Here is a 20,553-nt window from a genome sequence, read left to right as displayed (position 1 = left end):
TAAGCATGAATAAGCCCTTTGCCTAACGCTGAGGTTAGGCAAGCTTTTTATGAAATGGATGAATTAAGGAGAGAGTTTTTCGAGCACTTGGCCTTTGGTTTCAATGGCAAACAAGAAGGTCACTAGGCCACCAATGAGTGCCACAACGGCGAGCACACTAAACACATATTGAATGCCGTAACCACCAACCACGAGACCCACCATAACAGGCCCAATCGCAGAGCCGGCACGAAGCCAAGCAGTACTAAAACCAATGCCCATCGCACGTAGGCGAGTAGGGTAAAGTTCGGCAGCGTAAAGGTATAAAGAGAATGAAATCGTCTGCAAAATGGCGTAGCTAATCGTTGCGAAAATTACAACTTCCATCGCCGATTTTGCGCCTAAAACCGAGAGACTCATGAGTGGAATAATCGCCAAGAAAAACGCTGCACTGTACCAAGGGCGGCGGCCGACTTTATCAATCATTAAGGCGCAGATAATAGAGGCAATAACACCCACACCCGACGTAATCCAGCCATAACCTAAACTGGTTTGCAGCGACAGACCAAAGTGTTGTTTGTAAAGAGATGGCAGCCAAGTCACCATGGCATTGTTCACCATATACACGCAAAACCACATGCCCCACAGGGTAAAGGTACGTTTGCGGTAAATGCCACGGAACAATTCGCGCCAGTCGGTTTTTGCCATGCCTTGCGGGTTAATTTCTTTAACCACAGGTTCAGGCAAAGTTTTACCGCTTTTAATGGCACCGTCTTCAAAGCTTTTAACCACTTGATCTGCTTCTTTAAAACGGCCTTTTGAAGCCAACCAGCGTGGTGACTCAGGCAAGAAAAACCGTAAAGGAATAACCAGTAACGATGGAATTAGGCCTACAATAAACATGACTTTCCAGCCGTAAATTGGCATCAGGAAAAATGCTGCCATTCCTGCAAACATAAGACCAAGTGGGAATAAAACTTCATAAAGCAAGAAAAACTTACCGCGCTTTTCTGCACCAATAAACTCATTAATATAGGCACTCGCAACAGGGACTTCACCACCTGTCCCAACACCTTGTAAGAAACGGAAAATTAACAGCGACATTCCGCTCCACGCAAACAGACATGAAATGTCCATTGCCACAAACAGTAAAATGGTAAAAGACAGTACTTTTAAACGACCGACTTTTTCGGCAAGAGAACCAAAAAAGATTGCACCGACCAGTTGCCCGACATAGCCCGCGGCAATGATCGCACCGACATAGGCAGGTGTCAGGTGCCATTCGGTAATGAGTTGGGGTAAAGCAAAGGCAATCGCAAGAACAGTATAAGCGTCAAAAAAGGTCGCTATACCAATGGTAATACGCATAAATTGCAGTCGACCGGTGACGGGTAGTCGTTCGAGTCGTGCAATAATTTCCGCATTTTTTTGATGATGACTAATTTGTTCTACATCCGCTAGATTTGTCATCTTCTATCTCCTTATTACTACATTCCTCGTAGTTTTGTTGTTCTATTTCGCACTACCTGTTCACCACAGTTTGCATGCTTTTTATTATTGTTTTTAAGAGACATGCCCGATGTTTGGCCTCAGGCAGCGTACAGGAAAAAAAGGCTAGCGTACATGCTAGCCCGAATAGAATTTAAGCAACGGCTTGGGTTAAATCGACCTTGCCAATTCCGGCTTGACGCATCGCATCATGAATTTCTTGCTCAGCACCATCTGCAAGTGGAAGCAGTGGCGAACGCACAGTGGCATGGTCCAAAATTCCGCGAGCAACCAGTGCATGTTTTAGCGCGACTGTGCCTTCCATGTGTGAACCACGGTGATAAACATTGCGAGTCACTGGTAATAATTGGTCGTGAATCGCACGTGCTTTAGCGTAATCTTTGGCTTTACCAGCCTTAATCATTTCAATTAACAGTTCAGGGGCAATGTTGCCATAGCCAACCAAAGCGCCGTCTACATCAAACATGGTGTGAAGCAAATATTCATCGTGGCAGGTCAACACCTGTAAGTCTGGACGTTCACGGCGAATAATCGGAATTTCGACATCCCAGCGGCGCATGTTACGCACACCATTTTTCATGGCAAACACGCCTGGCTGTGCAGAAATATCGAGTAGAGTCTCTAGGTCGTAAGTGGCCTTCGTTGCATCTGGATATTGGAACAAAATAGATGGCAAACCACTTTCTTCATAAATCGCTTTATAGCGGTCTTGTGGTGCGCCTTTTTGATAGCCAAAACGCAACCAGCCGTGTGAAGGGTAAATCAAACCTGCCGAAGCACCCGCGCTGACTGCACGTTTTGCTTCTTCTGCTGCAACCGAAGTACCTTCGAGCGTAATCCCTGCGATTACCGGAATTTTGTCATCTACCGATTTAACAAAGCTTTCGATGACCTGCATTTGTTCTTTTTGCGACAAGAATGTTCCTTCACCTGCATGCCCAAGAACAACCAAGCCTTTCACATCATCAATACTGCCTAACCATGAACCTAAACGTTGAATTGCATTATGGTCTACTTGTCCGTCACGGGTAAAAGGAGTCACAGGTGCTGGGGTTAATCCACGTAAATCTAAACTCATAATCGTACTTCCTATACAGTGTAATTAAATATTCTCTGGTTCTTAATCTGACTTAAATCGTGTTGTAGAGAACATGATTGGAGTATAGAAATAGGTGAGCTATGTAGGAATTACCAATTCTTGAATTTCAGTTATACTGAAAATGTATGGCTCAAAAAGCTGTCTATTACGGTTTAGGAAGAATCGATGAATTATGAATTATGGAAAATATTTTTAGACGCGGTAGAACTCGGTAGCTTAAGCAAAGTCGCGATGCTGCATAACACCAACCAACCGCAAATCAGTCGGCAAATGAACGAGCTTGAAGCCCAATGTGGCGGTCGTTTGTTTAACCGAACCGGACGCGGCGTCGAACTCACCGATTTAGGCCAGCATTTACTTCCTAAAATTCGTTCATGGCTGAACGTGACCGACCAACTTAATAATGAAATTTTGCACTCGACCGATACACCGATCGGGACGGTTCGCATTGCCAGTTTGCCGTCTACTGCACATCCGTTGTTATCGACTCTATATAAAGTCCTTCAACAAAAATATCCCTTAATTAAACTGTCGGTGCGTGAAGGGCAAGGGGTGCATTTGGAAAAATGGCTTGAAGATGGCAGCGTCGATTTAGCTATTCTCTATCGATTTAACCCGACGCCTAAACAGGGCGATGTTTACCTTACCGAAGCCGATACTTATTTGGTCGGCTGTGAAGGAGATGCACTCACTCAGGCCAATGAAGTCGAGTTTAAAGAGGTAAGTCAGTTACCACTGGTCACGTTTTGCAGGCCAAGTAACTGGCGAAACTTTTTAGACCACATGGCTTATGAAAATGGGGTAGAGCTCAATATTGTGTTTGAAGCCGACTCGATTAGTTTGCAAACCCATTTGGTTTCCGAATCTCGCATGTATACCATGTTGGGGCCGCAAGCGTTAAAGAAGGCCAGCCAATACACCTCAATTCAAGCTGCAAAAATTATTAACCCTGCGCTAAAGCGTTATATTTCTTTGTCTATTTCTAAACATGGCTATTTAACGCCTGCGTGTAAGGCGGTGATGGAAGAAATTAGAAATTTGGCCGATTTGCTTTAAAAAACTTGTAACTTTATGACTCGTACTGTTGCATGGCGCGCATCATAATTGTTGCTATTTTGAAGACAGTGTTGCGACATTAAGCACTCTATGTTTTTACATGCTTTTTTGTTTTGATAAATACTTTAGCTTTGATTTGTTTTTAAATATTTAAAACATCTTTGTACTTAATTTAATGACTTTAAAATAACAGGATGCTGCTTATGCCAGAGACCTCAATTCAACAAGAAACACAAAGTACATGGGAGCTATGTCGAGATCCTGTTTTACTGACTATGGTCGGTGGGGCCATTGATACCATTGGCTTTATTGCGTTATTTGGTTTTTTTACCGCGCATGTCACGGGTAACTTGGTGCTGGCAGGAGCGGCTTTGGTGAAGGGTGGTACAGGCGTCTGGATTAAGCTTGCAGCAATCCCGCTATTTATTTTGACGGTGGTGATTACCAAACTGTTAATTGACCGTAGTCAGGTTAAACATAAAACACTGTCTTATTTATTTTTGTTTGAAGCTATTTTTCTCTTTGCCTTTATGGTTGCTGGGCTTTACTTTGAGCCATTTAAAAATGCCGATGCGATTACCGTTGCTATTACGGGTGGCCTCGGTCTAATTGCCTTAGCTATTCGTAATACTTCCAGTAAAACGCTTATTAAAAATATTAGCCCAAGTACCATGATGACAGGCAACACCACCCAGCTTGGGATTGATATTGCCAACTTGCTAAAAAACAATAACGCAGCCAATCGAGCCAGTCTGCTTAAAAGCGCCAGTATTGTAATTGGCTTTGTGATTGGTGCTTTTATGGGGGCCGTGCTTTATGTCTATTTTGACTTTTGGAGTGTAGCGCCGTTTATTTTACCTATCCTTTATTTTTCTTATTTGGCTTCACAGCAGAAGTTTAAACAAGCTTAAACAAAGCTATTGAAAGAGCCTGAATTTAAAAAATTCGGGCTTTTATTTTTTTTAGTAAAGCATCATTGAAGTTGAGCTAAAATTGTTCGTTCACAGCTTTACAGGCATAATGACGAGTGGGGAAATACATTCGATAAAGGAATGCACAATGACAAAATCCGGCCATTATTTAGTGCTTGCAATAATGGGACTGCTCAGCGGTTGTCAGGTCATTCATTTAAAAGAAAGTAACTTAAGCAGCGCTTTAAAAAGTAAAAATGAAAGCATTTTGACCGACAATACTTTAAGCCATCAAACCCAAAACTTGCTGTATTTGGTCAAAGAAAATGAAAAGTCTTGTCTGCAAAATTTTGATGATTGTTTAAAGAAAATTCAGGGACTGTCTGAAAATAGCAGCCGAGAAGAACGTTATGCTGCACTCAGTGAAATTTATTTGGCAAAAGCTTTAGATGTTGGGCGTAGCAGTCAGTGTAATGTTGGCACTAAAAATAATAGCTGTGTCGAGCAAGAGTTAACACTGTTTGATAAAAGCTTGCGTTATAGCTATGTCTATTTGTTTGACTCTGAAGAGTCGCCGTTCGATCGAGTGTTTGACCATCGGCAAAATCAGGTGCGTATTTTTTATAACGTGGCTTTGTCAAAGCTTATGACCACGTATTTTAATCATTTAAATACGCTTCATTTCCCACCGTTACTAAAAGCAGATGGGCATGAGTACCAAGTCAACTTTGATCATGCCGTAGATGTACAAAACATTGAAGTCGATACCTTTCGCTCTAGCTATAACATGAACTTTTCAGGGTTTAATACTGTCAACCGTAAGGATGGTTTAGGGGCCGAGTTTATTGTTGGGCGTAAGGAGCATGATGTAAATCATGGTTTCATTTTAGACCCCGACGCTTTTTACGCTCACCAGAGCAATCCGAACATACATTTACCACGCTTCTTTCCAGTCACTGCTATTGCCTACCCAAAACAAAAGGCCACAGCCAATCAAGTCATTGCTGGGGCAGATTTGGAAATTTCCATGTTTGACCCTTATCGGCAGGACCGTGTAAAGGTTGAAGGTGTGGACTATCCACTCACGGCAAACTATTCGGCACCTTATGGGCTTTGGCTGTCAAAATATAATTTAGGTGCAGCAGGTTATTGGTCTTTAATTAATAAAGAAACCAATTTGATTATGCCGCATTTATATATGCTGGAACCCTTTAACCCGAATAAGAAAATTATTGTGTTTGTTCATGGTTTGGCGAGTAGCCCAGAAGCGTGGGTGAGTCTAACCAATGACATTATGGGAGATGTCGAATTAAGGAAAAACTATCAAGTCTGGCAGGTGTTTTATTCAACCAATATGCCGATTTTTGAAAGCCGTTTTCAGATTTATTCTTTGCTGAGTCAAGCTTTTCAAAACGTTGCTAAAGACAGCTATGCTGCTCATGATGCTGTACTAGTGGGGCATAGTATGGGCGGAGTAATTAGCCGTTTATTGGTAAGCGATGCCGATATTTCAGAGCAAGCCATGCAAAAAATGAATGAAGCACAACTAAATCGGTTAAAGGAAAACCCTGTTATTCGAGAGCGTTTTCAGTTCAAGACTTTGCCTTATTTTAAGCGGGTAGTTTTTGTTTCGGCGCCGCATCATGGTACCGACTATGCTGATCGATGGTTTACCCAAATTGCTCGTCGTGTTATCCGTTTGCCTGCTGACTTTTTTATTGCGGTTGAAATGAGAGATGAGAAAAACACAAAACTCAAAAAAGGTTTAATTGAAAATGGAGCGAGTAATTTGAGTCGCTCTTCTAGCTTTATGCAACTTACGCAAGCCATTCAGCCATCGTCCAACGTGGTCTATCACTCGATTATGGGCAATATAAATGGCACCACAGATAAGTCAAAAAGCAGTGATGGGATTGTGCCGTATCAAAGTTCACATTTGGGTGGGGAGCAGTCGGAGCTGATGATTAAAGGTGGGCATTCAATTCAAACTAGCCCTGAGGCAATTTTAGAATTACGTCGTATTTTAAGGTTGCATTTAAAGCAGTCAGAGCTTTCAAAATAGAATTTTTGTTTTTAGAAAACCACTGCTGACAGACTCAACAGTGGTTGAAGTGATTAATTAAGCTGGTTTTGTTTGAGCGATTTTTTATGCTCAAAGTAGCTGATCGAAAAAATAACCAAGCCAACCAAATACAACACGCCAGACAACAACAGCAAGTCTAAGCCTGCTGCATAGAGCAACCAAAGTGCATAAATGGAAGCGACACTTGCAATAGCGATATGCGGCGTGCGTTTATGGCGAATCGATTCTTTAAGATAAAAAGCCGACACCAGAAAATAAGGCAGCAAAATCATCACCGATGAAATCAATAAAAGCTGAGTGTAGTTTTTATTGAAAAAATACACGGCAATCAGAGAGCCTTGTACCACAATAGTCGTGAGCCAAAGTGATGAAATGGGTACATTGTTCTGATTATTCTTTAAAAATAATTTAGGGAATGCACCATTTTTTGCGGCTAAAAATGGAATTTCGGTCGCAAATAAAGTCCAGCTTAAATAAGAAGATGAAACTGAAATAATCAGCCCGATGGTAATAATGATGGTACCCGGTAAGCCGATCAATTGCTGCAAAATGGTCGCCATAGATGGGTTATGCATGCCTGCAAGGGCTTCACGACTTGCCACACCATAAGCCAGTACTGTCACCATGACGTAAAAACTTAACGCCAGTAACACACCTAAAATGGTGGCTTTACCAATGTCATGACGCTTTTTTGCACGCGATGATAAAACCACAGCACCTTCAATACCCGTAAATACCCAAAGGGTAATGAGCATCAGGTCTTTGACTTGCTGCCAAAGGGGAACTTTTAAAGAGAAGTCATTTAAGTTGAGTTTGAATAAATCAAACTTAAAGGCAATGAAGGTAAAGAAGATGAAAACCACCATTGGAATAATTTTGGCAATGGTCGCCAGCAAATTTACAACAGCGGCTTCTTTAATACCTCGGCTCACTAACCAATGCACCAGCCATACAAAAATGCTTGAGCCAATCAGAGAGTAAAGCGTATTACCTTCACCAAAAATAATATGGTCTTTGCTGTCGGTAAACATACCAACGCCTGAAAAGGCAATGACCACATAGCCGACAATACCAATGGTGGTACATAACCAATAACCCCACGCCGAGCAAAACCCGATGAGATCTCCAAATCCTTCCCGCGCATAGTTATAAATACCGCCGTCTAGATCTGGTCGTTGACGGGTTAAATGCAACAATGACAGGGCTAAGAAAATAATGCCGACCCCAGTAATGAGCCATGCAACAAGAAGGGCAGAGCCGTTGGCAACTTGAGCCATATTTTGGGGAAGGCTAAATACACCAGACCCCACCATAGAGCTAAATACCAGAGCTGTAAGAGACAACAATCCGATTTTGGCAGCAGACATGGTATTTATTCTTTAAAAAATTGAGAAAGTTCAGCAATGTGTTCTGGTCCAATACCACAGCAACCGCCAACCAGACTTGCACCTGCTTGCTGCCACTGTTTAGCAAAACCAAGATAAGCTGGAGCATCTAAGTCTTTACGAATTTCATCTAAGCCATCATTGGCTGTAGCGCTGTCATCTTGCGGTGGGAAAGCGTTGGCATAGGCGCCAATTTGTACAGACTCTGGAATGAGTCCTTTAATTTCATTAATCGCCTGCAAGATTACTTCAGGTTGGCAGCAGTTAAACAACACCGCTTTGGCATTAGATTGTTTGATGAAATCAGCCACTTGCTGCATGTTTTCGCCTGAACGAAGTAACGCTTGCTCTTGTTTAATTTCATCTTGCAGCGTAAATGACACCCAATAGTCCTTACCATCTTGTGGCAATAATGCGTGTACTGTTTCAACTTCTTTTAAGCAAGACTGAGTTTCAGCGAGCCAAAAGTCTACTTCTGGTGCCAATGTGTTAATGATAGGCTCAGCTAGGTTTTTAGCCTGTTCTGGTTGGAACAAGTCGGCGCGGTAAGAACCAAATAACGGTGGTAAGCAGCCTGCAATTTTGACATTTTTGCCGCTTTCTTTAACTGCATTTTTCGCTTGTTCGATGGCAACTTTAATTAAACGCACGCCGTCAGTTTCAAAGCGTTCTTGCCCAATGTGAAATGGCACAACAGCGTAGTTATTAGTCGTAATGACTTCTGCACCAGCATTAATAAAGTCTAGGTGAACTTCTTTTACTGTTTCAGGTGCTTCAATAAGTGCAAGCGCAGACCACTCTGGTTGACGAAATGGAGCGCCACGACGGGCCAATTCACGGCCTAAACCGCCATCTAAAATTTTCATAGAATTACAACATAAAGGGAGAAAAATAATTCAGGTAATCTAACGCGTAGGTGAATTCTATTCAATCACTAATATGCTCGATATATTTCAAAAAAAATGAGATGGTTATGAAAATTTTTTCTTAAAAGGAATTCTGTAAATGCTGTTCAGTTTTACTGATGAACTTCACGTGAAAATGAGCGTGTATTGGTTTGGAAACATAGAATGAAAACGATCTTACAAAGCGCCATATTGTTGCCAGCTTTCACCTGTATGCTGTGTTTTATAATAGGCTTGAAGTTGTTTAAGCTGTGAAAAATGTATACCTGACCACATCAATAAACTGATCACTATTAAAACCTTAAATACATTACGAAGTTTATTTAGGCGGGAAAAAGCCAGTAGAACAAAAAATAGTGCAGGTAAAAATATAAAGAACTGGAGAGGTGAAAAAAATAAATGAGTACTACTGAAATATAACGCGGCTGCAATTAGCAGCACATTTAAAACTGAACAGATTTTCTGGTACTTGCCGAGCTTAAATGCATAGGCAGTGATAATAAATAATACGGCTGAGCTGACATAAATTGCTGTACCACCAATCATCCATATATAAAACCCGCTTAACAAAAGATAAGCCAGTAGCAAAACAAGTACGAGCTTAAAACAAAATGATAAGAGGCGAGGTGATGAGTTTAAAGGCGTCATAGCGAATCTATATCTCAACTAAGGTCTTAAAAAACAAAAGGACGAATCGAAATTCATCCTTTTGATATTTTACTTATACATCGTCAAACTTAGTTTGCTTTTGCAACAGGGGCAGCAGCAGATTCATCGTTTGCAGCTTTGAATGGAGATGTATAGTTCAAGCCAAGCGTAGAACTAGTGTACTGACGAACTTTGTCGAGTAACACAGGGTCTTTGCTCAAGTCTTGCTTATAAGAAACCACAATTTCATGAAGCTTCTGATTCCACTTACCTTCAGTTTGCTGAGGGAAAGCTTTTTCAAGCAAGTTAAGCATGATGTATGGAGAAGTCGAAGCACCCGGAGACGCACCTAACAATGCAGTTACAGCGCCGTCTTTAGAAGCAAAGATTTCTGTACCGAATTGAAGTGTTGCAGGTTTACCTGGTTCTTTCTTAATGATCTGAACACGTTGACCACCTTGGCTTAAACGCCAGTCTTCAGCTTTCGCATCTGGGTAGTATTTACGAAGTTCATTTAGACGGTCTTGGTCTGACATCATCACTTGGCTGACCAAGTATTTAACAAGATCAAGGTTTTCCAAGCCAACAGTGGTCATTGGTAAAATGTTGTTTTTGTTGGTTGATGCAAGCAAATCAAGCTGTGAACCATTTTTCAGGAACTTGTTTGAATAGGTTGCAAATGGTCCAAACAATACATATTTTTTACCGTCGATATAACGTGTATCAATATGTGGTACAGACATTGGAGGCGCACCAAGTTCAGCACGACCATATACTTTTGCGGTATGTTGAGCAGTAATTGCTGGGTTATCAGTAATTAAGAACTCACCACCTACAGGGAAACCAGCATATTGTTTCGCTTCTGGTAAACCAGTAAGTTGCAATAATTTAACCGCTGCACCACCTGCACCGATAAATACAAAACGTGTTTTAACGTGATCTGTTTTACCAGTTTTCAAATCTTTGAAAGTTACAGTCCAAGTTTTGTCATCATTTTGGCTGATGCCAGAAACTTCAGTTGAAGTCTGTAATTTGAAATTTGGGTTTTGGCTTAAGTGTTTCACTAACTGATTCGTGATTGAACCGTAGTTAACGTCTGAACCAACTTCCATACGCGTCGCTGCAACTTTTTGAGTTGGGTCACGATCGTTCATCACCAAAGGTGCCCATTGCTTAATTACAGCTGGGTCTTCAGTAAATTTCATACCTTTGAACAACGGGCTTTGAATCATAGCAGCATAACGTTTTTCTAAGAACTGAACGTTATCGCCCCAAACAAAAGCAATGTGTGGAACTGGGTTAATGAATGTTTTCGGTTCAGCTAAAACACCTTGTTTTACCTGATATGACCAGAACTGTTTTGCTACTTCAAACTGAGAAGCAACTTTTTCAGCTTTGGCAATTTCCATCTTACCGTTTTTCTCTTCGGTATAGTTCATTTCCATAAAGCCAGAGTGGCCTGTTCCGGCATTGTTAAAGCCGTTTGAACTTTCTTGAGCAACTTGGTCAAGACGCTCATACATACGAATTTGCCAATTTGGTTCAAGCTCAGTGAGGTAAGTACCGAGAGTGGCACTCATGATGCCGCCGCCAACAAGAACGGCATCAACAACTGGCTCATCTTTTGCAGTTTGCACTTGTTTTGACGCAATCGGTCTAAACAAGAAAACAATACCTGCAATTAAAATAATAATGATTAATACCAGAAGGTATTTCAAAAACTTTTTCATGCAAGGGGAACCTTAAAATAAGTTATTTGAGTCACTTAAGGTGTGAGGAAACCTAGACAGCGTATCCAGACAAAACGGATATAAATGCGAAAGTAAAATTCTCCAAAACAGAGAACTTTAAAAAAAGAAAAATTACTTGGGATTATCGCAAACACTCTATATTTTAGACTAATTTTGCATTGACAAGACAATTTTTATAATAAATGGGTTCTATCAAAATCATAAATATGATTTATATTTAATCAAATTAAGCTTTTATAAGATTATTTTTTGCTGATGTTTTTATATAAACATTTGAAAATTATTAATTTAAATAATTATGGTTAAAATTAATTCACTTGATGGTAATTTGCATATAAAAATAGATTAATTTTTATTTCACGCCATATTTGTGTAAATGTTTAGCTTATAGCCGCTTATTTTTTGTCATACATAGTTCTTATTAATGTTTATGCGATGCCGATTAAATTAAGGGCATATTTTTGTATAAGAAATATGCCCTTAACGGTTTTATGGCGCTACATAAAACGGTGCAGTTGAACGTGGTAACGCTTCGCGTCCACGAATTTGGTCTGCAATTTTCTCGGCAATCATAATAGTGGTTGCATTTAAGTTACCCGTAATAATGAGCGGCATAATTGAGGCATCAACTACACGTAAACCATTCATACCGTGTACACGGCCTTGACCATCTACAACAGCCATCTCATCTTCGCCCATCTTACAGCTACAAGACGGGTGGTAAGCTGTTTCCGCATGGTTACGAACAAAGTCATCAAGCTCTGCATCACTTTGCAAATGTTTACCCGGACTAATTTCTTCACCACGATATGGATCAAGCGCAGGTTGCTGCATGATTTCACGTGTAATACGAATTGCATCGCGGAACTCACGCCAGTCTTGTTCAGTCGACATGTAGTTAAACAAGATACTTGGATGTTCAAACGGATCTTTCGATTTAAGTTTGATACGACCACGTGAAGGCGAGCGCATTGAGCCTACGTGTGCTTGGAAACCGTGTTCTTTTACTGCATTACTACCGTTGTAGTTAATAGCTACTGGCAAGAAATGGTACTGAATGTTTGGCCACTTGAACTCATCGGAACTACGGATAAATCCACCCGCTTCAAACTGGTTACTTGCGCCAATACCTGTACCGTTAAATAACCACTCGGCACCAATGGCAGGTTGGTTATACCATTTTAAAGCAGGGTATAAAGAAACAGGTTGCTTACATTTATACTGTAAGTACATTTCCAAATGGTCTTGCAGGTTTTCACCTACACCCGGCAAATCATGAACCACATCAATGTCCATTGATTTTAAGAAGGTACTTTGACCTACGCCTGAGCGTTGTAAAATTTGCGGTGACGCAATTGCACCTGCGCAAAGTAAGACTTCGCGTTTAACCAAAGCACGCTGTAAGTTGTTTTGGTCGGCACCAATAATGTATTCAACACCAATCGCTTGTTTTTGATTAAACAAGATTTTATTGGTCGTCGCATGAGTCAAAATAGTCAGGTTTGGACGACCTTTTGCCATATCTAAATAACCACGTGCAGTACTTGAGCGACGGCCTTTAGGCGTAACTGTACGGTCCATTGGACCAAAGCCTTCTTGCTGGTAACCATTTAAGTCATCAGTACGTGGGTAACCTGCTTGTACACCTGCTTCAACCATGGCATGGAACAGCACATTGTTGCCATTTTTCGGGGTAGCAACGGATACCGGGCCGTTATCACCATGGTAGTCATTGCCACCAATGTCACGAGTTTCGGCTTTTTTGTAGTAAGGCAAACAATCGGCATAAGTCCAGTTTTCAAGGCCTTTATGAGTTGCCCATTGTTCTAAATCCATCGCGTTACCGCGGATATAGCACATGCCGTTAATTAAAGATGAGCCACCTAAACCTTTACCACGACCACATTCCATACGGCGGTTATTCATGTGTGGTTCAGGGTCAGTTAAATAAGCCCAGTTATAGCGACGACCTTGAAGAGGGTAGGCCAAAGCTGCCGGCATTTGTGTACGGAAATCCAAGCGATAATCTGGTCCGCCCGCTTCTAAGAGTAAAACGGTGGTATATTTGTCTTCAGTCAGACGCGCAGCGAGTACATTTCCGGCAGATCCTGCGCCAATAATAATGTAATCATATTCTTTAATATTCATAACTATCCTTTTTTTACTAACAGTTTGCCTGAGCAATCTATAAAGACTGCTCGGCATATGTGATTTAGGTTGAAGTGTTTAGAGCGATACAGGCATTAAAAAATGCTTTGATAATCGCCAAGTTCAACTTGAATAGATTTGATACGGGTGTAGTGCCCAAGTGTGGTCAAGCCATTTTCACGGCCCACGCCAGATTGTTTGTAGCCACCAACTGGCATCTCGGCAGGTGATTCACCCCACGTGTTAATCCAGCAAATACCGGCTTCAATTTGGTGAATAATGCGATGAGCGCGGCTAATATCTTGAGTGACTACGCCAGCAGCTAAACCAAAGGTCGTGTCGTTAGCACGGCGGATGACTTCTTCTTCGGTTTCATAGCTTAAAATGCTCATGACAGGTCCAAAAATTTCTTCTTGAACAATGGCCATCTGGTCAGTGCAATCGCTAAATACAGTCGGTAGTACATAAGCACCTTTCGCAAGCTCGCCTTCGGTCGCACGACCACCACCAATTAACACCTTAGCGCCTTGTTGTTTGCCTGACTCAATGAAAGACAACACTTTTTCCATATGAGGGAAGCTAGTGAGCGGACCAAAGTTCGTGTCTTCAGCCATTGGGTCGCCAATGCGAATGCGTTTTACACGCTCTACAACCGCTTTTTCAAAGTCGGCTAAACGTGATTTTGGAACAAATACGCGCGTACCGTTGGTACATACTTGACCTGAGCTAAAGAAGTTCGCCATAACCGCGATATCTGCGGCACGGTTCAGGTCAGCATCTTCACAAATAATGAGTGGTGACTTCCCACCAAGCTCCATGGTCACTTCTTTCAGTGTAGAGCCAGCAGCGCTTGCCATGACTTTTTTGCCGGTTTCCACACCACCAGTGAATGAGATTTTTTCAATTACAGGATGTTCAGTGAGCCATTGACCAATTTCACGACCTGCACCTTGCACCACGTTAAATACACCGTCTGGTAAGCCAGCTTCTGTATAGATTTCTGCAAGTTTAAATGCAGTAAGTGGGGTTGTTTCACTTGGCTTGAAAATCATGGCATTACCCGCAGCAAGAGCAGGGGCAGATTTCCATAAAGCGATTTGAATTGGATAGTTCCAGGCACCAATACCGGCAACCACGCCTAAAGGTTCACGGCGTGTATAAAAGAAACTTGATTCGCGAAGCGGAACTTGTTCACCCTGAATGGCTGTTGCAAGTCCTGCGTAATATTCGAGTACATCGGCACCAGTCACAATATCGACGGTAGATGTTTCGCTATAGGCTTTACCTGTGTCGAGTGTTTCAAGACGGGCAAGCTCATCATTACGTTCACGAAGAATGTCGACAGCACGACGTAAAATACGTGAACGTTCCATGGCAGTCATGGCAGCCCAGATTCTTTGTCCTTGTTGGGCACTTTGTACAGCAGCTTCAATATCTTGTTCAGAAGCTTGCTGAAGAGTCGCGATTGTCTCGCCGTTGGCAGGGTTAATACTATTAAATGTTTTTCCACTGGTTGCGTTAACGTAGCGTCCGTGGATATACAGTTGATGAACTTGTGCATCACTCATTTTGTCTCTCCTGCAAAGGCTTGTTCGCAAATTGCAATTGCGTTTGTACATAATCGTAAGCAATGGAACGAGCAAGATTGCTGTCAAATTCGTTATGACGGCTTAAACTGCCTCGTAACCATAATCCATCAATCAATGCTGCCAACCCTCTAGCGGCAACACTGGCCTGTTGTTCATCCATTAACTTAAGAAAATAAAATTTCAAGTTAGAGTACAGGCGTTGATCATTAATCTTTTGCAAGCGGCTTAAGTCTGGTACATGCATACTCGCTGACCAAAAGTCTAACCAGACCCGCATTGCTTTTTCATTGACCTGACTAATGTCAAAGTTAGAGTCAATAATTGCCTTAATTTGGCTTTCCGGATGCGAATCTGCTTCTGCTCTGTATTGTTCGGTTTTCCGACGCAAAACATTTAGCATTTCTTGCATACAAGTATTTATTAACCCTTGTTTGTCGCCAAAATAGTGGCTAACAATGCCGGTCGACAGCTCGGCTTTTTTTGCAATTTGTGCAATGGTGGTATTGGATAACCCCACTTCATAAATTACGTCGAGTGCAGCGTTCATAATCTCTTCACGGCGCACATGCTCTGGTTTTACTCTGCGTTTTGTCATGATTTTCCACATCAGCACTTTTATGGGTGCTTTAAATTCAGCATGTTAACTTGCAGAGCATCATAGCACTTTTTTTATCATACTTGTTATTGATTGAACGTTCAATCAATAACAAGTATGATATGTAAAAATCAATGAATTTTTGAATCTGACTTCGGGGAAGAAGAGATAGAATCGAAAATTCTTACGGATAGGATGATGCGCATAAGTCCAGTACTTATCACGTTATTTTAGAAAAATACACCGATTGCAAGGAGCAATAAGATGGTGTTGAAAAGTGATAAATATTCTTCAAACCATATTCGGTTAAATCGTTTCGTATTTTGGAGTTCGGCAGTCAGTATCGGTATTTTTGGCCTGTTATTTGTACTGTTTCCGCAAAAAAGTCAGTTTTGGCTGACCTATGTACAAGAGCAAGTAAACCACTTTTTCGGGTGGTATTACATGTTGGTGATTGTGCTGTGTTTAGGCTTTGTGGCGTGGCTTGCCTTTTCAAAAGTTGGGCAGATTCCTTTAGGAAAAGACCACGACAAACCTGAGTTTGGCTATTTGGCTTGGACCTCAATGCTGTTTTCGGCAGGTATTGGTATCGCGCTACTTTATTATGGTGTTGCTGAACCTGTTGACCATTTTCTAAGACCACCAGAAGGTGAGGCAGGTACTATTCAAGCTGCTCGAAATGCCATGACCTATAGCTTTTTGCACTGGGGTATTCATGGTTGGGTGCTTTATGCGTTGCTCGGCGTGACATTAGGTTACTTTGCTTTTAGACAAAATTTACCACTCGCGCTACGCTCGGCGCTCTATCCAATTTTCGGAAAGCGAGTTCATGGCTTGGTGGGTGATTTTGTCGATGGCTTTGGTATTTTAGCAACCGTCATTTCGCTCGTGACTAATTTAGGTATAGGCGCTTTAGTATTAGTTTCAGGCATTTGTTATTTAATTCCTGAAATACCGCATAGCTCTGCAACCTTAATTACAGCTGTTCTCGTCATGATGAGTGTTGCGACCATTACAACAGTGGTCGGCATTGAAAAAGGCTTGGCATGGTTATCGCGTATTAATTTGCGTTTGCTCTATGCTTTACTTTTATTTGTATTTTTAACAGGGCCAACTAACCATTTGTTAAATGGCCTTGTGCAAAATGTCGGTGATTATCTCAACAATTTTATGGGTAAAAGTTTTGATATGTATTTATACAATCAAAAAGCCAGTGGATGGTTGGGTTCATGGACTGTGTTTTATTGGGCATGGTGGATTGCTTGGGCACCTTTTGTAGGAATGTTTATTGCCCGAATTTCCAAAGGTCGAACCATTCGTGAAGTGGTGTTGGGTGTATGTCTGATTCCACTCGGCTTTACACTGGCTTGGATTTCAGTTTTTGGAAACACTGCAATTTACTTAATTCTCAATCAAAAACATAAAGTTTTAGGAGATATGGTTTTAAGTGACCCAGCATTGTCATTATTCAAATTACTCGAATATCTGCCGTTTAATCCATATATTGCCGGGATTGTTGTTGTAATTTGTTTCGTTTTATTTTTGACCCCTGTTGGGTCTGGTACACTAATGATCGCCAATTTGTCCTCGAAAGGGGGCACCAGTGATAGTGATTCACCGATCTGGTTACGCATCTTTTGGTCTGTGGTCATTACCATTGTAAGTATCGGCTTATTATTAGCAGGTAGTTTTAACTCCATGCAAAGTGCAGTGGTGTTATGTGGTTTACCATTTTCTGTGATTATTTTGCTTTATATGTTTGGTCTAGCCAAAGCCTTAAAGCAAGATGATTTTGACCCGAATGTTGCGAAAAAGCAGTTAGCTATTTCAAAAGACATTTCTATTCCATCGAATTGTGACCAGAACAAAGTAACCGAGGTTTTATAATCTTGGTTCATCACATTTATTTATATTTTTTGCGTTCAAAGCAGTCTTTTCATTATGGTTAAATAGTGAAAAGACTAAATTGAATATTTTATTTTTCTTCTATTCCTTGAGGATTGTATGGCAACAGATAATCCAAGAGCAGTTGATGATTTAACATTATCTAAATCTAAAAAAGACCCGCTTAACCGTGTGGTTTTTTATATTTCAGCTCTAATCATTTTAATCTTTTCTCTCGTTACTTTTTTATTTAACGATTTCGCAAATCGAACCATTAACACCGTTCTTGCGTGGGTAACGTCAACCTTTGGTTGGTATTATTTACTGGCTGCAACGCTATATATGGTGTTTGTCATTTTCATTGCCTGTTCAAGATATGGTGAAATTAAGCTTGGCCCTAAACATTCAAAGCCTGAGTTTAGTCTACTGAGTTGGTCTGCCATGCTGTTTTCGGCAGGTATTGGTATCGATTTAATGTTCTTCTCGGTGGCCGAGCCATTATCTCATTATATGCAGCCACCTGTTGGCGTAGGCCAGACCTATGAAGCTGCACGTCAAAGTATGGTGTGGACGCTGTTTCACTATGGTTTGACTGGATGGTGTATGTATGCCTTGATTGGTATGGCACTTGGCTATTTCAGTTATCGCTATAACTTACCGCTTACCATTCGTTCTGCACTTTACCCAATTTTCGGGAACAGGATTAATGGGGCCATTGGCCATAGTGTGGATACTGCCGCCGTCATTGGGACAATTTTTGGTATTGCGACCACCTGCGGGATTGGCGTAGTACAGCTGAACTATGGTTTACATGTTTTATTAGGACTGCCAGAGAATATCTGGATGCAGTTTGCACTCATTGCCATTGCAGTCGGTATTAGTATTATTTCAGTGACATCTGGGGTGAATAAAGGCCTTCGGATTTTGTCTGAAATCAATATTTATGTATCAATTGGTCTTTTGCTATTTATTTTATTCTTGGGAAATACCGAGTTTTTACTCAATGCGCTGGTACAAAATATTGGTGATTATTTAACTCGTTTTCCAACCTTAGCCTTACAAAGTTTTGCCTTTGAACAACCTAAAGATTGGATGAGCAGTTGGACCTTGTTCTTCTGGGCATGGTGGATTGCTTGGTCTCCATTTGTAGGACTCTTTTTGGCACGTATCTCAAGAGGGCGTACTATTCGGGAGTTCGTGTGCGGGACTTTAATTATTCCTTTGTTATTTACCTTAACGTGGTTATCCATTTTTGGTAATAGCGCCTTACACAGCGTAATTTTTGAAGGTAACCAAACTTTAGCTGCAACGGTATTATCAAATCCGGCACATGGTTTCTATGACCTGTTAGCGCAGTATCCGGGTTTTACTTTTATTGCTTCAATCGCGACGGTGACTGGTCTTTTATTCTATGTGACTTCTGCCGATTCTGGTGCATTGGTTTTAGGTAACTTCACGACCAAGCTCACCCATATTGATAATGATGCACCACGTTGGTTAAGCGTGTTCTGGGCAATTGCCATTGGCTTATTAACTCTTGCTATGTTGATGACCAACGGGATTACTGCTTTGCAAAATGCCACCATTATTATGGGACTACCGTTTAGTTTCGTAATGTTCCTTGTGATGGCAGGGCTTTATAAGTCACTCAGACTTGAAGACTACAGGCATGCTAGTCGAAGTATGAATGCAGCACCTGTGGTAGGTAACGTCGACATCCTTAACTGGAAAAAGCGGTTGACCCGAGTGATGCATCATCCGGGAACAACTGAAACCAGACGTATGCTCGACACAGTTTGTCAGCCTGCTGTGCAAGCCGTTGCCGATGAGCTTATTAAGCAAGGCGTGAATGTAGATGTACAGCAGACACCACTTGAAGACGAAGAAGCGTTATATCACCTCGATATCACCATTCATTTGGAAGAAGAGCAAAACTTTGTTTATCAGATTTGGCCTGTCCGTTATAGCGCGCCTAACTTTAGTCAGCGTGTAAAACGAGGCAAACAGTTCTATTACCGTCTCGAAACCTATCTTTATGAAGGTTCTCAAGACAACGACCTTGTTGGTTACAGTAAAGAACAGGTCATTAATGACATTTTAGATAAATATGAAAGACATATGACCTTCTTGCATATCAATCGTATTAGCCCTGGAAACCGACCATTGTTCCCAGATCCACAAGCTTAAGAGGAAAATGCATGGCTTCTCCTTATCTACATTCTTTTGCTTTATTTTTCTCATTGCTCAATCCATTTTTAATGAGCATTTATATGATTGGCCTAATCCGCCATTCAGAAGCTAAGGTGTTTAATAAAGCACTGATTCAGGGAAGTTTGATTGCTTTTATTGTATTCATGCTGTTTGCATGGGGCGGTGAAACAATTTTTAGTAAATATCTGAATGTACGTTTTGAAGCCTTTCAGATTTTTGGCGGCCTGATCTTTTTGGTGATTGGCTATCGTTATGTGTTTCAGGGTGCCGATACCATTGGTGAAATGCGCGGTGCTCCTGAGCATTTAGCTGGAACCATCGCTATGCCATTTATGATTGGGCCAGGTACTATTAGTGCTGCTGTAGTCACAGGCATAGAAATGTCAATTGGTGAAGCAGCCCTAGTGATTGCCTTTACGTTGTTTTTAACCTGTAGTATTTTGATTTTGATGAAATTTTCACATGATCATTTACGCTATAAACATGCCAAACATATCGACCGCTATTTTGATATTGTTGGGCGTTTATCAGCATTATTAATCGGTACGATCGCTATTGATATGATTATCAATGGTGTGACAGGTGTGATTAATAAAGTTTAGCAAGTATCGATCAACATCGTGCTATGCCATTTAATATCGAAAAATGGCATAGCACTTTTTTATTATTTTTAATTTCTCAATCAATTTTTATTTAAGAAAAACTAAAAAATAATTAAAAATAATAGATTAAAAAAGCTTCGTTCAAAAAAAGAATAAACAATATTAAAAAATACGATGCTATGTTGTGGATTTAAGCAT

At 41.0% G+C, this 20,553-nt stretch carries 15 protein-coding genes; 6 read left to right on the top strand and 9 right to left on the bottom strand.

Features of this window, described 5'->3' with window-relative positions; genetic code table 11:
• Nucleotides 1-63: 63 nt before the first annotated feature.
• Nucleotides 64-1,449 carry an MFS transporter gene (locus NE363_RS13890; protein ID WP_005803081.1) on the bottom strand — a complete coding sequence of 462 codons (1,386 nt, stop codon included), beginning with the start codon at nucleotides 1,447-1,449 and terminating at the stop codon, nucleotides 64-66.
• A gap of 172 nt (nucleotides 1,450-1,621) precedes the next feature.
• Nucleotides 1,622-2,566 carry a dihydrodipicolinate synthase family protein gene (locus tag NE363_RS13885; protein WP_445535296.1) on the bottom strand — a complete coding sequence of 315 codons (945 nt, stop codon included), beginning with the start codon at nucleotides 2,564-2,566 and terminating at the stop codon, nucleotides 1,622-1,624.
• Nucleotides 2,567-2,752: 186 nt separating this feature from the next.
• Here NE363_RS13885 and NE363_RS13880 point away from each other — a divergent pair, with 186 nt between their 5' ends.
• The 3 genes from NE363_RS13880 (at nucleotide 2,753) to NE363_RS13870 (ending at nucleotide 6,616) form a co-directional block, all read left to right on the top strand.
• A complete protein-coding gene (locus NE363_RS13880; protein WP_416714662.1) occupies nucleotides 2,753-3,643 on the top strand; it encodes a LysR family transcriptional regulator in 891 nt (296 codons plus the stop codon).
• Nucleotides 3,644-3,846: 203 nt separating this feature from the next.
• Nucleotides 3,847-4,554 carry a YoaK family protein gene (locus NE363_RS13875; RefSeq protein ID WP_445535295.1) on the top strand — a complete coding sequence of 236 codons (708 nt, stop codon included), beginning with the start codon at nucleotides 3,847-3,849 and terminating at the stop codon, nucleotides 4,552-4,554.
• Nucleotides 4,555-4,702: 148 nt separating this feature from the next.
• Nucleotides 4,703-6,616 (top strand): lipase family alpha/beta hydrolase, encoded by a 1,914-nt coding sequence (locus NE363_RS13870; RefSeq protein WP_445535294.1) that lies wholly within the window; start codon nucleotides 4,703-4,705, stop codon nucleotides 6,614-6,616.
• 53 nt (nucleotides 6,617-6,669) lie between these two features.
• Here NE363_RS13870 and NE363_RS13865 read toward each other — a convergent pair whose 3' ends face one another.
• The 7 genes from NE363_RS13865 to betI form a co-directional block, all read right to left on the bottom strand.
• Nucleotides 6,670-8,004, bottom strand: coding sequence for a basic amino acid/polyamine antiporter (locus tag NE363_RS13865; RefSeq protein WP_288420243.1), 1,335 nt, complete (start codon nucleotides 8,002-8,004; stop codon nucleotides 6,670-6,672).
• Between the two features lie 5 nt (nucleotides 8,005-8,009).
• Complete coding sequence (locus tag NE363_RS13860; RefSeq protein WP_004703215.1) at nucleotides 8,010-8,888, bottom strand: homocysteine S-methyltransferase family protein; 879 nt, start codon at nucleotides 8,886-8,888, stop codon at nucleotides 8,010-8,012.
• A 216-nt stretch (nucleotides 8,889-9,104) separates the two neighbouring features.
• Complete coding sequence (locus tag NE363_RS13855) at nucleotides 9,105-9,575, bottom strand: hypothetical protein (RefSeq protein ID WP_039254145.1); 471 nt, start codon at nucleotides 9,573-9,575, stop codon at nucleotides 9,105-9,107.
• A gap of 89 nt (nucleotides 9,576-9,664) precedes the next feature.
• A complete protein-coding gene (gene mqo, locus NE363_RS13850) occupies nucleotides 9,665-11,305 on the bottom strand; it encodes a malate dehydrogenase (quinone) (protein WP_445535293.1) in 1,641 nt (546 codons plus the stop codon).
• Between the two features lie 510 nt (nucleotides 11,306-11,815).
• Nucleotides 11,816-13,474: a choline dehydrogenase gene (gene betA, locus NE363_RS13845; RefSeq protein WP_445535292.1), complete on the bottom strand. Its 1,659-nt coding sequence runs from the start codon at nucleotides 13,472-13,474 to the stop codon at nucleotides 11,816-11,818.
• A 95-nt stretch (nucleotides 13,475-13,569) separates the two neighbouring features.
• A complete protein-coding gene (betB, locus tag NE363_RS13840; RefSeq protein WP_445535291.1) occupies nucleotides 13,570-15,042 on the bottom strand; it encodes a betaine-aldehyde dehydrogenase in 1,473 nt (490 codons plus the stop codon).
• Nucleotides 15,035-15,658 (bottom strand): transcriptional regulator BetI, encoded by a 624-nt coding sequence (gene betI / locus NE363_RS13835; RefSeq protein ID WP_005070763.1) that lies wholly within the window; start codon nucleotides 15,656-15,658, stop codon nucleotides 15,035-15,037. The genes betB and betI overlap by 8 nt, the downstream gene beginning before the upstream one ends.
• A gap of 264 nt (nucleotides 15,659-15,922) precedes the next feature.
• Here betI and NE363_RS13830 point away from each other — a divergent pair, with 264 nt between their 5' ends.
• The 3 genes from NE363_RS13830 to NE363_RS13820 all read left to right on the top strand — a co-directional run bounded on the left by NE363_RS13830 (nucleotide 15,923) and on the right by NE363_RS13820 (nucleotide 20,355).
• Nucleotides 15,923-17,545 (top strand): BCCT family transporter, encoded by a 1,623-nt coding sequence (locus tag NE363_RS13830; RefSeq protein WP_445535290.1) that lies wholly within the window; start codon nucleotides 15,923-15,925, stop codon nucleotides 17,543-17,545.
• Nucleotides 17,546-17,662: 117 nt separating this feature from the next.
• On the top strand, nucleotides 17,663-19,729 hold the full coding sequence (locus tag NE363_RS13825) for a choline transporter (protein WP_004703202.1): 2,067 nt from the start codon (nucleotides 17,663-17,665) through the stop codon (nucleotides 19,727-19,729).
• Nucleotides 19,730-19,740: 11 nt separating this feature from the next.
• The gene (locus NE363_RS13820; RefSeq protein WP_004703201.1) at nucleotides 19,741-20,355 is read left to right on the top strand and encodes a MarC family protein; all 615 of its coding nucleotides are present in this window, start codon (nucleotides 19,741-19,743) and stop codon (nucleotides 20,353-20,355) included.
• The last annotated feature ends 198 nt before the right edge of the window (nucleotides 20,356-20,553 follow it).

The organism is Acinetobacter sp. G18, from assembly GCF_052660225.1.
Note: the sequence above shows the minus strand (reverse complement) of the source record. Positions and strands in the feature narration are given on the sequence as shown.

Bases quoted from the DNA above. Each gene is read 5' to 3' on its own strand.
- NE363_RS13855 (WP_039254145.1), bottom strand. From the start codon at position 9,575: ATGACGCCTTTAAACTCATCACCTCGCCTCTTATCATTTTGTTTTAAG.
- NE363_RS13860 (WP_004703215.1), bottom strand. From the start codon at position 8,888: ATGAAAATTTTAGATGGCGGTTTAGGCCGTGAATTGGCCCGTCGTGGC.
- betA (WP_445535292.1), bottom strand. From the start codon at position 13,474: ATGAATATTAAAGAATATGATTACATTATTATTGGCGCAGGATCTGCC.
- NE363_RS13825 (WP_004703202.1), top strand. From the start codon at position 17,663: ATGGCAACAGATAATCCAAGAGCAGTTGATGATTTAACATTATCTAAA.
- betB (WP_445535291.1), bottom strand. From the start codon at position 15,042: ATGAGTGATGCACAAGTTCATCAACTGTATATCCACGGACGCTACGTT.
- NE363_RS13830 (WP_445535290.1), top strand. From the start codon at position 15,923: ATGGTGTTGAAAAGTGATAAATATTCTTCAAACCATATTCGGTTAAAT.
- NE363_RS13885 (WP_445535296.1), bottom strand. From the start codon at position 2,566: ATGAGTTTAGATTTACGTGGATTAACCCCAGCACCTGTGACTCCTTTT.
- betI (WP_005070763.1), bottom strand. From the start codon at position 15,658: ATGACAAAACGCAGAGTAAAACCAGAGCATGTGCGCCGTGAAGAGATT.
- NE363_RS13865 (WP_288420243.1), bottom strand. From the start codon at position 8,004: ATGTCTGCTGCCAAAATCGGATTGTTGTCTCTTACAGCTCTGGTATTT.
- NE363_RS13880 (WP_416714662.1), top strand. From the start codon at position 2,753: ATGAATTATGAATTATGGAAAATATTTTTAGACGCGGTAGAACTCGGT.
- NE363_RS13870 (WP_445535294.1), top strand. From the start codon at position 4,703: ATGACAAAATCCGGCCATTATTTAGTGCTTGCAATAATGGGACTGCTC.
- mqo (WP_445535293.1), bottom strand. From the start codon at position 11,305: ATGAAAAAGTTTTTGAAATACCTTCTGGTATTAATCATTATTATTTTA.
- NE363_RS13820 (WP_004703201.1), top strand. From the start codon at position 19,741: ATGGCTTCTCCTTATCTACATTCTTTTGCTTTATTTTTCTCATTGCTC.
- NE363_RS13875 (WP_445535295.1), top strand. From the start codon at position 3,847: ATGCCAGAGACCTCAATTCAACAAGAAACACAAAGTACATGGGAGCTA.
- NE363_RS13890 (WP_005803081.1), bottom strand. From the start codon at position 1,449: ATGACAAATCTAGCGGATGTAGAACAAATTAGTCATCATCAAAAAAAT.